The 14,458-nt window shown below is 31.5% G+C and carries 10 protein-coding genes; 8 read left to right on the forward strand and 2 right to left on the reverse strand.

The window, feature by feature from the left end:
* Nucleotides 1-81 precede the first annotated feature (81 nt).
* Complete coding sequence (locus tag HNR33_RS06265) at nt 82-4,341, forward strand: acyl-CoA dehydratase activase-related protein (protein ID WP_429081315.1); 4,260 nt, start codon at nt 82-84, stop codon at nt 4,339-4,341.
* Between the two features lie 24 nt (nt 4,342-4,365).
* Here the strand turns inward: HNR33_RS06265 and HNR33_RS06270 are convergent, their stop codons facing one another.
* On the reverse strand, nt 4,366-5,100 hold the full coding sequence (locus HNR33_RS06270; RefSeq protein ID WP_429081317.1) for a CAP domain-containing protein: 735 nt from the start codon (nt 5,098-5,100) through the stop codon (nt 4,366-4,368).
* A 223-nt stretch (nt 5,101-5,323) separates the two neighbouring features.
* Between HNR33_RS06270 and sigI the strand changes: the two genes are divergently transcribed.
* The 4 genes from sigI to HNR33_RS06290 all read left to right on the forward strand — a co-directional run bounded on the left by sigI (nt 5,324) and on the right by HNR33_RS06290 (nt 10,068).
* Entirely contained in the window at nt 5,324-6,031 is a 708-nt protein-coding gene (sigI, locus tag HNR33_RS06275; protein ID WP_429081319.1) for an RNA polymerase sigma-I factor, read from the forward strand.
* Nucleotides 6,032-6,035: 4 nt separating this feature from the next.
* Complete coding sequence (locus tag HNR33_RS06280) at nt 6,036-7,241, forward strand: anti-sigma factor domain-containing protein (RefSeq protein ID WP_429081322.1); 1,206 nt, start codon at nt 6,036-6,038, stop codon at nt 7,239-7,241.
* A 620-nt stretch (nt 7,242-7,861) separates the two neighbouring features.
* Nucleotides 7,862-9,121, forward strand: a complete 1,260-nt coding sequence (locus HNR33_RS06285; RefSeq protein ID WP_429081323.1) for an MFS transporter — start codon at nt 7,862-7,864, stop codon at nt 9,119-9,121.
* A gap of 83 nt (nt 9,122-9,204) precedes the next feature.
* Nucleotides 9,205-10,068 (forward strand): DegV family protein, encoded by an 864-nt coding sequence (locus tag HNR33_RS06290; RefSeq protein ID WP_429081325.1) that lies wholly within the window; start codon nt 9,205-9,207, stop codon nt 10,066-10,068.
* Between the two features lie 22 nt (nt 10,069-10,090).
* Here the strand turns inward: HNR33_RS06290 and HNR33_RS06295 are convergent, their stop codons facing one another.
* Entirely contained in the window at nt 10,091-10,945 is an 855-nt protein-coding gene (locus HNR33_RS06295; RefSeq protein WP_429081327.1) for an HDOD domain-containing protein, read from the reverse strand.
* Between the two features lie 364 nt (nt 10,946-11,309).
* Here HNR33_RS06295 and HNR33_RS06300 point away from each other — a divergent pair, with 364 nt between their 5' ends.
* From HNR33_RS06300 to HNR33_RS06310, 3 genes are read left to right on the forward strand one after another with little or no spacing between them, the layout of a single operon-like run.
* Complete coding sequence (locus tag HNR33_RS06300) at nt 11,310-11,555, forward strand: (2Fe-2S) ferredoxin domain-containing protein (protein WP_429081330.1); 246 nt, start codon at nt 11,310-11,312, stop codon at nt 11,553-11,555.
* 2 nt (nt 11,556-11,557) lie between these two features.
* Complete coding sequence (locus tag HNR33_RS06305) at nt 11,558-13,285, forward strand: [Fe-Fe] hydrogenase large subunit C-terminal domain-containing protein (protein WP_429081332.1); 1,728 nt, start codon at nt 11,558-11,560, stop codon at nt 13,283-13,285.
* Complete coding sequence (locus tag HNR33_RS06310) at nt 13,285-14,457, forward strand: SpoIIE family protein phosphatase (RefSeq protein WP_429081335.1); 1,173 nt, start codon at nt 13,285-13,287, stop codon at nt 14,455-14,457. Before HNR33_RS06305 ends, HNR33_RS06310 begins: the two co-directional genes overlap by 1 nt.
* Nucleotide 14,458: the final 1 nt, after the last annotated feature.

A 14,458-nucleotide genomic window follows, 5' to 3' on the forward strand; every position in this document is an offset into this window, starting at 1 on the left:
ATATAAGATATTAAAATATAATTATAATTGTAAATTCTTATATTACCCATATATTTAAGTGAACATGTGGAGGCGAAATCAATGAACAGGGTATTAAATGTTGGACTTGACGTTGGTTCAACTACAGTAAAGATGGTCGTATTAGATGAAACAGCTAATATTCTTTATAAAAAGTATTCAAGACATTTTTCGGATATAAAAAATACTGTAGTTTCAATGTTTGAAGATGCTAAATTACTCCTTCAAAAAAATAGAATAACAGTTATGATAACTGGTTCAGGCGGATTTAATATATCTAAAAAGCTAGAGGTTTCGTTTATTCAAGAGGTTATAGCATGTACTAATACCATAGAAAGTTATATACCATATACAGATGTGGCAATAGAGCTAGGCGGAGAAGATGCAAAAATAACATATCTAGGAGAATCTATTGAGCAAAGAATGAATGGAACATGTGCAGGTGGCACTGGTGCTTTTATTGACCAGATGGCTACACTTTTACAGACAGATGCGGCGGGATTAAACGAATTAGCTAGAAATCATAAAACGATATATCCTGTAGCGTCGAGATGTGGAGTATTTGCAAAAACAGATATACAGCCATTATTAAACGAAGGTGCGTCAAAAGAAGATGTTGCGGCTTCTGTACTTCAAGCAGTTGTAAACCAAACTATAAGTGGACTTGCTCAAGGTAAGCCAATTAGAGGAAATGTAGCATTTCTAGGTGGTCCACTATACTTTATGTCTGAGCTAAGAAATAGATTCATTGAAACCCTGAAGCTAGACGATGAGAATGTAATATTTCCTGAAGACTCTCAATATTATGTTGCTTTAGGAGCAGCGTTATCCTCTAGAAATGTGCAGTCTATTCCATTTGAATGCTTATATGAAAGAGTTCCAAGACTAAACACATTTAATGATCAAGAAGATGAAAAACTTTTTCCATTGTTTTTAGACCAAGATGATTACAATGCATTTAGAGCAAGACATGATAAACACAAGGTTAAAAGAGTAGACTTAGATTCATATAAAGGAAATGCTTATTTGGGAATAGACGCTGGCTCAACTACCACAAAAGTAGCTTTAATAGATGAAGAAGGCGGTCTTTTATATTCTTACTATGGAAGCAATATGGGAAGTCCACTACAATCAACAATAAATGCACTAAAAGACTTATATAGTAAAATTAATGCCCAAACTAGAATAGTGAACTCATCAGTAACAGGATATGGAGAGCACTTAATAAAATCTGCACTCAAGGTAGATATAGGTGAAATAGAAACAGTAGCACATTATAAAGCTGCAGAGTTTTTTCTTCCAGGAGTTGATTTTGTTCTAGACATTGGCGGACAAGATATGAAAAGCTTAAAGATCCACGATGGTGTTATCGACTCTATTATGTTGAATGAGGCTTGTTCTTCAGGGTGTGGGTCATTTATTGAAACATTTGCACATTCATTAAATATGAATGTAAAAGAATTTGCGATAGAAGGACTGAAGTCTAAAAATCCTGTTGATTTAGGTACCCGTTGTACTGTATTTATGAACTCAAAGGTAAAGCAGGCTCAAAAAGAAGGTGCTAGTGTTAGCGATATTTCATCAGGAATATCCATATCTGTAATAAAAAATGCATTGTACAAGGTTATAAGGCTTAGAAATATTGAAGAACTAGGAGAAAAAATAGTTGTTCAAGGTGGAACCTTCTATAATGATGCTGTTCTACGTGCATTAGAGCAAATAGTTGGAAGAGATGTAGTAAGGCCTGATATTGCTGGTATTATGGGAGCCTTTGGGGCAGCTTTAATAGCTAAGGAACGTTTCTATCAGGATTATAAAACAAAGCTTCTTCAAGGAGAAGAACTTGACGAATTTACAACAGAAACCTCAATGCGACGTTGTGGATTATGTGGAAATAATTGTTTATTAACTGTAAATCATTTTTCTGACGGGCGCGAATATATATCAGGAAATAGATGTGAACGAGGTGCTGGAATAGAAAAAGTTGAAAATGACATTCCAAACCTTTATGAATATAAATATAAAAGAGTATTTAATTATAAACCCCTTAGAAATGAAGAAGCTACGAGAGGGACAATAGGATTGCCTAGAGTTTTAAATATGTATGAAGACTATCCATTTTGGTTTACGTTCTTTAATGAGCTTGGATATAGAGTAGTGATTTCTGCTCGTTCATCTAAGAAGATATATGAACTAGGCATGGAAACTATACCTTCAGAATCTGTATGTTATCCGGGCAAGCTAGTGCATGGACATATTATGGATTTGATAAACAAAGGAATTAAAAAGATTTTTTATCCGTGTATACCATTTAATAGGATTGAAGATGAAGAAGCTGGAAATCATTATAATTGCCCTATTGTAACATCATATCCAGAAACAATAAATGCAAACATAGATGAACTGCGTGATGGTGATATAATTTTCTATCATCCTTTCTTACCAATTGATAATCCTAAAAGACTTATAAAAAGACTAGATGAAGAATTGATTAATGAGAAAATTAGTCTACAGGAGATATCTAAAGCTGTTGATAAAGCATATGCAGAGCTTGACAGGTATAGAGAAGACATTAGAATAAAAGGGGAACAAGCAATTGAATATATAAATAACAAAAATATAAAAGGTATAGTATTAGCAGGGAGACCTTATCATATAGATCCTGAAATAAATCATGGAATACCAGAGATGATTAAATCATATGGATTTGCAGTCTTGTCAGAAGACGCTATTGATCATTTGGCAAAGGTAGAGAGACCAATAAGAGTTGTAGATCAGTGGGTATATCATTCAAGGATGTATGCAGCAGCTACCTATGTTGCGCAACAAAATAATATTGAGCTTGTTCAACTAAACTCATTCGGATGCGGGCTAGATGCGGTTACAACTGATCAGGTACAAGAGATTTTAGAGAGGTTTGGGAAAATATATACAGTTATTAAAATAGATGAAATAAACAACCTTGGGGCAGTAAGAATACGTATTCGTTCGCTAATTGCTGCAATGGAAGAAAGAGATAAAAGGAATTTTGAGCCTACAGAGCTTTATAAGCTTCCTGAAAGAATAGCATTTACAAAAGAAATGAGGAGTAAGCATACTATTCTAGCTCCACAAATGTCTCCAATTCACTTCCAGTTTCTAAAGACAGGATTTTTAAAAGCTGGCTATAATGTTGAGGTGCTACCGTCTGTAGATAAGAAGGCAATAGATGAAGGACTAAGATATGTGCATAACGATGCATGTTATCCTTCTATAATTACTGTGGGTCAGATTATGGAGGCGCTTAAGTCAGGAAAATATGATTTAAATAATACATCTGTTATTATTTCTCAAACAGGTGGAGGATGTAGAGCTACTAATTATATTGCTTTTATAAGAAAGGCACTTAGAGATGCGAATATGGAACACATACCTGTAATATCATTAAATGCAGTAGGATTAGAGAAAAATCCAGGATTTAAAATGACCCTACCTATAGTTAATAATTTAATGATGGGCTTAGTATATGGGGATCTTTTAATGAGAGTACTATACAAGGTTAGACCGTATGAAAAAATTCCTGGTTCAGCAAATAAACTATATGACAGTTGGGTAGAAAAATGTAAGCAGTCACTAATAAAAGGTAGTTTTAAAGATTTCAAACAAAATATATATGATATTGTCCAAGATTTCGATAAGCTAGAAATAAATGAGGAACTAGTGAAGCCTAAAGTAGGAGTTGTAGGAGAAATATTAGTTAAGTTTCATCCTACTGCTAATAATAATATAGTAGAGCTATTAGAAGCAGAAGGTGCAGAGGCTGTTGTTCCTGATCTCATTGACTTTTTCTTATATACAGCATTTGATAGCAGAATAAAGTACCAAGATCTATCAGGAAGCTACAAATCAATGCTTATAGGAAACCTATCTATAAAAGCAATTGAGTTCTATAGAAAGGACATGAAGAAAGCTCTTAAAGCAAGCAAAAGATTTGAAGCCCCTAAACCTATTGAAGAGCTTGCTGAAGGTGCAAAAAAACACTTATCTCTTGGGAATCAAACGGGTGAAGGCTGGTTTTTGACAGCAGAAATGGTAGAGTTAATAGACAGTGGAGTACAAAACATAGTGTGTCTACAGCCATTCGCATGCTTGCCAAATCATATTACTGGAAAAGGTATGATAAAAGAACTGAGAAGGTCTTATCCATTAGCTAATATAGCAGCTATAGATTATGATCCTGGTGCAAGTGAAGTAAATCAGCTTAATCGAATTAAATTAATGTTGTCAGTAGCATTTAAACATTTAGAGAAGGAGAAAGAAAAGGAAGTAGCATTAACATACTAAAAATGCGGCATAAGCCGCATTTTTCTATTTAGGTTTACTAACAAACATTTGTACAATCATATTTCCATATTTATTACTATTTTTAATGCCTACGCCAATGTGAGTAAAGTTTGGATTTAAGATGTTTTCTCTATGTCCTTGCGAATTCATCAATGATTGATGTGCATTATCAATAGATGAATTGCCTGCTAGATTTTCACCAGCATGTAAAAAATTTATTCCGAAGCTTTTTAACATATCAAATGGACTGCCATAAGTTGGAGAATAGTGACTAAAATAATTATTATCAATCATATCCTGAGCCTTTACTCTTGCTACTTTAGTAACATCTAAATCGATTGATAAAGGCTGTAGATTTCTACTTGTTCGCTCTTGATTTATTAAGTTTACTATTTTTTGTTCATTACTAGTTAACCTAACGGCACCTTTAGTCTGTGATTGTGTAGATTCTTCAATAACGGGAGTGACTTCGTTTGAATCAACTGCCCCTACTTGATTATTTGGCATTCTTATTATATACCAATCTTTTAATTGCCCAACAACATCTACTTTATCACCTTTATTAAGGGATCCTATGACATCAAAATCGCTTCCAGCACCACTTCTAATCTTGCAATCTTCAGTTATAACTTTAACATTTTCTACTCTCTCAGCACCATATAGTGAAGTATTATCTCTAGGTAGCGGTTTTTGAGGTTGTCTTGTACATGATACAGTAAGTAATAGACATGCAATAACAGTTAAAGTTTTTTTTATCACAAAACTCACCTCCATAATGTTTTTAATTTCTAAATATATTATTAGTAGAATAAATCTGTTTTATTACATGATAAGTAATAAAACAGATAAAAGTCTTTGCTTTTTCTTGCTGTAAGTATAGTATAATTTATAAATGTAATAATAATCATTGAACTACCTTATTCTTTATAAAGATTAAGCGAATATATATATATTGATACCTGTGTAAAAGTGAGGTGACACTATGTTTTTTAGAAGTACTCTTGAAGATAGAATAGAGAATGCAAAAAAAGATGACGAAGAATTGAACAAGCTTATTGATGAGTACAAGCCTTTTATAGCAAGTGTGGTGCAAAAACGAACAGGAAAATTTTTAAAGTATGGATATGATGACGAGTTAACTATAGGAATGTTGGCCTTTAAAGAAGCTATAGATTCATATGATAGAAGCAAAGGAAAGTTCTTAAGCTTTGCAAAGCAGGTAATCAATTTAAGAATGATAGATTATTACAGAAAGAATAAAAAACAAGAAAATGTCGTTTATATGGAGCAGATTAATCAGAAAGATGATGATAGTAGGTATGATTTAGGAGATATCAAAGCTATTGATGAATATAGAGATAGAGAGGAAAATGAGGCAAGAAAACTAGAAATAATACAATATAAAGAAGAATTAAGTGAATGGCAAATAGAATTTTCTGACTTGGTAAAAAATTCCCCCAAACAAGATAAAGTTAGAAAAACATATAAGGAAATAGCAAAGACTATAGTATCAAACAAAGAACTGTTGGATCTTTTAATTTCAAAAAAAAGGTTGCCTATCAAAGAAATACAAAATACCGTACATATACACCGAAAAAAAATAGAGAGAGGCCGAATATATATAATAGCACTAGTGATTGTAATGAAAGGAGATTATACATATTTGAAGGAATATATGAATTGGAGGTGATAATATGCGTGGTATTGTAATGGATAAAAATAATAATAAAATAATAGTTCTTACTGATAATGGTCAATTCCTTGAAATCAAAAACTTTAATAAATCAATTCAAATTGGACAAGAAGTAAATTTTAATAATAATAGTATATATAGTCAAAATTTCATTAAAAAAGCTATTTCTATAGCAGCCGTATTTTTAGCTATGATAACTGGTGGATATGGAGTATACGGATATTATATGCCTTTTGGATATGTAGATGTAGATATAAATCCTAGTGTGGAACTTTCATACAATTTGTATGATAGAGTAATTGACATTAAGGGTTTAAACGAAGATGGGACTCATATTATTGAAAAAATTGATAGTTATAAAAATAAACCTGTTAAGGACATTATTACTAAGGTTATAGATAGAGCAATAGAAGAAAAATATATTAAATCAGATGAACAAAATGCTATATTAGTAACAATAACTGAGGCTGGAAGTAAAATTGACGACAAAGAAATCTTCCAATCAGTTGATAATCATATGAAGGAAGAGAAGCTTGAAACTGAAGTTGTACTAGTAAAAAGTGATAAAAATGAATATGAAGCAGCAAAGAAGAATAATATTTCACCAGGAAAACAGATGCTGATAAACAAAGCATTAAAATCTAGTGATAAAACTAACCAAGAAGATATGCAGAATAAATCTGTAAAGGAAATCATGAATATAATTAAGGAAAGCAAGAAGGAAGATAAAAAAGAATATAAAGAAGATAAGTTTGATACTAAATATCAAAATAGCGATTATAAAGAGAATAAACAAAATAAACAAAATAAACATAATAATGTCAAGACTAATGTTAACTCTAAAAATCCAAACTATCTTAAAGAAAGCTTTAAAGAAGACAATGAAGATGATAATTATGAAGATAGCAGAAAAGATATAAAAGATAATGAAAGTGATAAAAACAATAAAAATAATAAAAACGATAATAATAGAGACAATAATAATAATAGAAACAATAATAATAAAAACAATAACGATGATAAAGACGATGAAGATAATAAAAACAATAAAAGCAATAAAAAAGATGAAGACGATAAAGATGATGCAAATGATAAAGACGATGAAGCTGATAGAAATAATAAAAATAACAAGAATAACAAAAATTATAATAAAAATAATATCAAAAATAGAAATAATAAAAATGCAAAGAATGATGAAGATGATTAAAGTTATGTAAGAATTGACGATATTAAAGAAAATTTAGTAAATCAAATAAATATAAAACTAAGCCCTAGTATAACCTACTAGGGTTTTTATCGCGTTGCTATTTAAGAAACTATACTTTTGCTATATTATTGATAGTACAATTAGTAAAGCTATCAATAATAGAATAATGGCGATAACACTATAAAGAACTTTTTTCCTAATAAAAAAAATTTTTGCCATAACATCACCCCTTATAACCCAACTCGTAGTTAGGGCACAATATTCCATATTATAATCTATTGTTTATTAGGTTTATATATTCCAAAAAAACAAAATATAATAATAAATCTGTAGCATGGATAATAAAGCCAAGGCAAAAGATATTATTTTAATATGAACATTATTCCTTGTCACATTTATGTATAGGTATTGGCTATGTATAAGAATTATTTAATATTTTTATGGATTTTTTAAATAATTTCAAAGTATTATTTAAAAAAATTTATTCTTACATTAATAATATTCAATAAAAATATTGACTTATCAAAAAAATTAAGTATAATATAATTAAAATATTCTAATTAGAGATTTATATATTTAATTTTATGATAAAGCTCTATTTGATTTTGGAGGGATAATCAATGACAGAACAACATGCTTTGAATAAGGAAAAACTTTGGAACAAAAACTTTTTCTTATTATGGCAGGGGCAGCTTGTTTCATCACTGGGAGATGTTGCTTATAATATTGCTCTTGGCTTCTGGATTCTTAAGACTACTGGATCTACTGCTTTAATGGGATCATTAATGGCAGCTTCAGTACTGCCAAGGGTGTTAATATCACCATTTGCCGGAGTTTTAGCTGACAGGAGTAACAGAAAGAACATACTTGTTATTATGGACCTTATTAGAGGGGTTTCTATTGTATTTGTAGGTATTGCAGCATTTTTAGGATTTATCAAGATATGGATGGTATTCTTGGCTGCTATTATTTTAGGAATATGTGGTGCTTTTTTTAATCCGGCAGCAAGTTCTTCAATTCCAGACATTGTACCAAAATCAAAGCTAATGAAAGCAAATTCTGTTTACGGCATAGCATATACAGGAACAAATATTTTGGGAAATATTGCTGGTGGGAGTTTGTACGTTCTTTTAGGTGCACCACTAATGTTTCTTTTTAATGGGATATCATATATTATTTCATCTTTTACAGAAATTTTTATTAAGATACCAAAAATAGAAAAACAAAATAATCAAATACACTTTTTAACAGATATGAAAGATGGATTTAAATTTGTCTGGGAATTTAAAGGTCTTAGATATATCATATCGATTGCAGCCTTTATTAATTTTTTTGGTAATATGGGATTTATTCTTTTACTACCTTTGTTTGAAAGAACATCTTGGCTTGGACCAGAGAAATATGGATTTGTAATGGGAATAATGGCTGCTGGTTCACTTGCAGGCATGATATTTACATCAGTAAAAGAAATAGCACCTTCTAAAAGATTATTTTTATTTGTATTTTGTGGAACAATTTCATCAACAACTACTGCACTATTTATACTGATTAAAAACTTACCTGTTATTTGTATTCTTCTATTTATTTCTGGATTTATGAATGCTATTGTCAACATATTCTTTGGAGCATCAGTTCAGCTTACAGTACCTCAGAATATGAGAGGAAAGGTATCAAGTTTATTGAGTACTGTCTTACAAGGACTTACTCCTATTGCAATGGCTTTAGGTGGGGTTTTAGCAGAATTTATACCAATAAGAATAATACTATTTACTTGCTTTATTGTAGATGCATTGATATTCTTACCATTTGCATTCAATCAACCATTTAAGAAATTTATAAACTTTAACCCAGAAACACAGACCCTTGAAGATATAATATAATACTCATCCTAATCACGTTAAGATTTACATATAAAGGTTATTATAATATAATAATAGTACAAAGCAAATAGGGGGTTAAAATTATGAATATAAGGATTATTACAGATAGTGCTTGTGACCTGTCACCTGAGATAACACAAAAGTATAACATAGATGTAATACCGATTTTAGTTTATATGAATGATATTGAATATAAAGATGGTGAAACATTAAATGCTAAAGAGCTATATGGCAACATGAGAGATGGGAAAATATATAAAACTGCACAGGTACCACCTCAAGTATTTACTGAAAAATTCAAAAGATACGCGGAAAATGGCGATCAGTGTATTTATATAGCTTTTTCTTCAGGACTGTCAGGTACATATAATTCTGCTATGATGGCAAAACATGAAGTTATAGAGGACTATCCTGAATTCAATGTAGATATAATAGATACAAAATGCGCTTCGGGTGGATTCGGTCTAGTAGTATATAAAGCTGCACTAATGCTACAAGAAGGCAAATCAAAAGATGAGATAGTTGAAGCAGTCAAATTCTACTCTATGAATATGGAGCATATATTTACTGTTGATGATTTAGAATATCTATATAGAGGTGGTAGAGTAAGCCGTACAGCGGCATTTGTTGGTGGCTTACTTAACATAAAGCCTATATTGGATGTTGAAGATGGTAAATTAATTCCTATTGAAAAGACTAGAGGTCGCAACAAAGTTTTTAAGAGAATGATTGAATTAATGAAAGAAAGAGGAGTAGATTTGTCTAGTCAAACAATAGGTATTACTCATGGAGACGATCTAGAAGGGGCAATGAAGCTTAAAGAAATGATGGAAGAAAACTTCGGGTGCACAGATTTTGTTATAGGAATGATAGGATGTGCAGTAGGTGCTCATTCCGGGCCAGGTACCTTAGCTATATTCTTCTTAAAAGAAAAAGAACCAATGTAAAAAAACGGCATATGCCGTTTTTTTATTCTGTAATACTAAGAGCTTCTTCAACAAATAACATATCAGTTACTTCAGATACTATATGTTCAATATCATTTTTACAAAGACTAATTGATTCTAGAGCGAAATCTGAAAGCATATATTGCATTCCATCTATTCCAAGACCTATTCCAAGCATCATTGCTAAAGCATCAGCAATGTGAACAATTGAAACAAGCTCATGATCGATCATAGCAGCTTCTGGGGAGTGATGGTATTCTATTGCTTCTACTAGATTCGCTGGGAAGTTCCATTTTCTAGCAATATTTGCACCTACTTGTGCATGATTATATCCAAGTATTTCTTCTTCTGCTTCTATAAACGTAGAGCCTTCATCATTAACTTTATCGATTATCTTATAAAACTCAGATGTTACATAACAGTTCAGAATTACTTTACCAATATCCCTTAAAAGCCCAGCTATATAAGCTTGCTCAGGGTGACAGATTTTTGTTTTTTTAGAGATCAGTCTAGAAATTATAGCACAAGCAAGTGATTGTTGCCATAACATATCTTTTTTTAGTCCATACCCTGGTAGTTCCTTAAGTAGATGTGTATTGACACTTGTCGTTAAAGCAATACTTTTAATTGTCTGAAATCCTAATAATACAGTTGCTTCAGAAATTGTACTTATACGCCTAGAATATCCATAATGTGTTGAATTTGCTAGTTTAAGTACTTGTGATGTCAAACTTTGATCCTTTAATATCTCTTTTTCTAAATCCTTTACAGTAGAATCTGGATCTTCAGTTAGTCTGATTATTGTTTCTATGCTCTCAGGAAGCATAGGCATATCATTTATACGATTCATAATGCTATTTAGCAAAATTATACTCATATTCAGTACCCCTTATTTGTATTTATCTTAATTATATTTTTATATGATAAATATATCTATAGCCTTAACGTCCTAATTTATCACATTCTTAACTTTTTGTAATAAATGAGCTATTATTATGCTAAAGCATGCAAACAACAAGAGTTGGGAGAATGTTCTTATTGTTTTTTACAAATTGATAATTTTATAACAAGATAGTATACTGTAATTAATAGAATTGGAAGTTGTATTTAATGAAGATAACAAAAAAACATTACTATTTGTGACTAAATGTATATTCTAAAGATATTAAAATTTTATCGAACAATATGTTTTTTTATAAAAGATTGTTAAAATGATAACAAATAAGAAAGGAGGATTTATTATGGTTACAATTAATGTTTGTATAGGTAGTGCATGTCATCTTAAAGGAGCTTATAACGTGATTAAAGGATTGCAAAAAATTATTGATGAAAAACATTTGGAAGAGAAAGTTACTGTAAAAGCAGCGTTTTGTCTAGGAGAATGTACCAAAGCTGTTTCAGTAAAAGTTGACGATGACAAAGTTGTATCAGTTAGTGAAGAAACTGTAGAAGAATTTTTTGATAACAATGTTTCTGGGAGGCTATAACAATGAAGTTCATAAACTTCTCAAGAGAAAAATGCAACAATTGTTATAAATGTTTAAGAACATGTCCATCTAAGGCTATAACAATCCTTGAAGAACATGCGGAAATTGTTGATGAAATGTGCATTTCATGTGGGAAATGTCAGGTCGTTTGTCAAAAAGAGGCTTTATATATAAAGAGTAATATTGAGCAAGTAAAAGATGCAATACAAAATGATAAAAAAGTCATAGCAAGTATTGCGCCTTCGTTTGCAGGAGCTTTTGAAATGAAAGATGAGCATCAAATAGTAACTGCATTAAAGCAGCTTGGATTTGATGTAGTTGAGGAAACTGCTATAGGAGCTGAAATAGTACTTGATTATTATAAAGAATATGCGGAAGAAGGAAGCTATGACAACTTAATTACTACAAGCTGCCCATCTGCAAATTATCTGGTTGAAAAATATTACCCATCTCTAACAAAATATATGATACCCATAGTTTCACCGATGATAGCTCATGGGAAATTACTTAAGCATAAATATGGAATGGATAGCTATATGGTTTTTATCGGCCCATGTCTTGCTAAAAAAGTAGAAGCAGAGGACTTTCAGCATAATGAAATCATAGATTCAGTATTAACATTTGAAGAGTTGGATGATTGGTTTAAGGAAGAGAAAATACAATTAAATGAGCTAGAGCCTCAGATATTTGATCACACATCCTATAGAAGGGGAAGTTCCTTTCCATTGGAAGGCGGCTTTTTAATAAATGGTTCAGATGAAGTTCAAAGGAAGTATGAAATAATTCGAGTTACAGGAGTAGATAGGTGCAAAGAAATACTAGAATGTATTGAGAATAAGAGCATAAACAGGGTGTGTGTAGAACTTAATGTATGTGAAGGAAGCTGTATAGATGGTCCAGGTATGCCTAAAGATGACACAAACTATTATAAAAGAGAAAATAGAGTTAAGAACTATGTAAACAAAAAAAGAAACTTTTCAAACAGTGGTGTTGAAGCAGAATATGTTACGGAAAGAATAGATTTCTCGAAATCGTTTTTTGATAGGAAAGCTAATAGAAGAAAAGCTTCTGAGGAAGAGCTTCAAGCAATACTAAGAAAAATGGGAAAATATAAACCTGAAGACGAACTAAATTGTAATGCATGTGGATATGTAACGTGTAGAGAAAAGGCGGAATCTATTTTTGAGGGAATGTCAGAAATAAATATGTGTTTACCATTTATGAGAGCAAAAGCTGAAAGCTTGAAAAATGTCATTTTTGACAATAGTCCTAATGTAATTTTTCTTTTAGATAATGAACTATGTGTAAAAGAGTTTAATCCTTCTTCAGAAAGAGTATTTAGAGTTAAAGCAGATGATATAAAAGGTAAACCAATATCAAAGATAATAAATGATGAAGAGTTTATCAAGGTCATGACGACAAAGGAAAGTCTTATAGGACAAAAGGTTGTCTACTCAAAATATGGCGTTGTACTAATCGCTAATATACTATACTTGGAAAAAGAGAATGTTATTATGACTATTATGACAGATGTTACATTAGCAGAGAAAAATAAGGAAGAGCTTGCTAGAGTAAAAGAGAGAACACTAGACGCTGCACAAGAAGTTATTGAAAAGCAGATGAGAGTAGCACAGGAGATTGCAAGCTTATTAGGAGAGACTACAGCAGAAACAAAGGTAATACTTACGAAATTGAAGGGTATAGCATTAGGGGAGGCAGGTGATATGTAATGGAATACTTCATTGATGTTGCCTATGACAGCTTAAATAAGTATGGTGAAGAGTTGTGTGGTGACAAAGTGGAAATTGTTAATACAGATCAAAGCGTAATTATTGTATTAGCTGATGGACTTGGAAGTGGAGTAAAAGCCAATATACTTGCTACAATGACAACAAAGATAGCAGGGACTATGCTTAAAGAAGGAGCAAGCATCTATGAGACTGTTGATACTATTGCAAACACTCTCCCTGTATGTAATGTCAGAAAGCTAGCTTATTCAACATTTGGAATTATAAAAATACAGAATGATGGAACGGCTTATATGATTGAATACGATAATCCTCCAATATTTTTTACTAGAGATAATAGGATTATAGATATTGAAAGAAAAGAAATTGTAATAAATGGAAAGAAAATAATGGAAAGCAATATAGCATTAAAAGAAGGTGATACACTAACATTAGTTAGTGATGGAGTCATCCATGCTGGGGTAGGTGGAATCTTAAACCTGGGCTGGCAATGGGAAAATGTTGCTGATTATATAGGAAGACAAGTCAGAAGAGAAAAATGTGCTAAAGGTATTTCGAAAAGCTTAGTTGATACATGTAAGTGCTTATATGCTGATAAGCCTGGTGATGATACTACAGTCGTTAGTGTAAAAATGAGAATGCCAGAAATTATTGATTTATTTACAGGACCTCCAGAAGATGAATCAAATGATTCCAGAGTAATAAAAGATTTCATGAAAAATGCAACTAAAAAAGTTGTGTGTGGAGGGACTGCAGCGAAAATAGTAGGCAGAGAACTGAATCAAGATGTAATAGTAGACTTAGAGTCAATGACAAAAGATGTCCCACCAATGGCGAAAATAAAAGGGATAGATCTTGTTACAGAAGGTGTACTTACACTGAGTAAGGCTGTTGAGAAAATAAAGAAGTATGCTAATTATCCAACAGGAGGATATACAGTATACGACTTAAATGGTAAGGATGGAGCATCTTGTTTAGCAAAAATGCTTATAGAAGACTGTACTCATCTCAAACTATGGGTTGGTAAAGCAATAAATCCGGCACACCAGAATCCTAACCTGCCAATAGACTTAAGTATAAAGCTACAAGTAGTAAATGAGCTATCAAAACTGATGCTAGATTTAGGAAAGAAGGTTTCAATAAATTATGTTTAAT

Origin of the sequence: Brassicibacter mesophilus, from assembly GCF_050433385.1 — a bacterium.
GTDB classification, from domain to species: domain Bacteria; phylum Bacillota; class Clostridia; order Tissierellales; family Proteiniboraceae; genus Brassicibacter; species Brassicibacter mesophilus.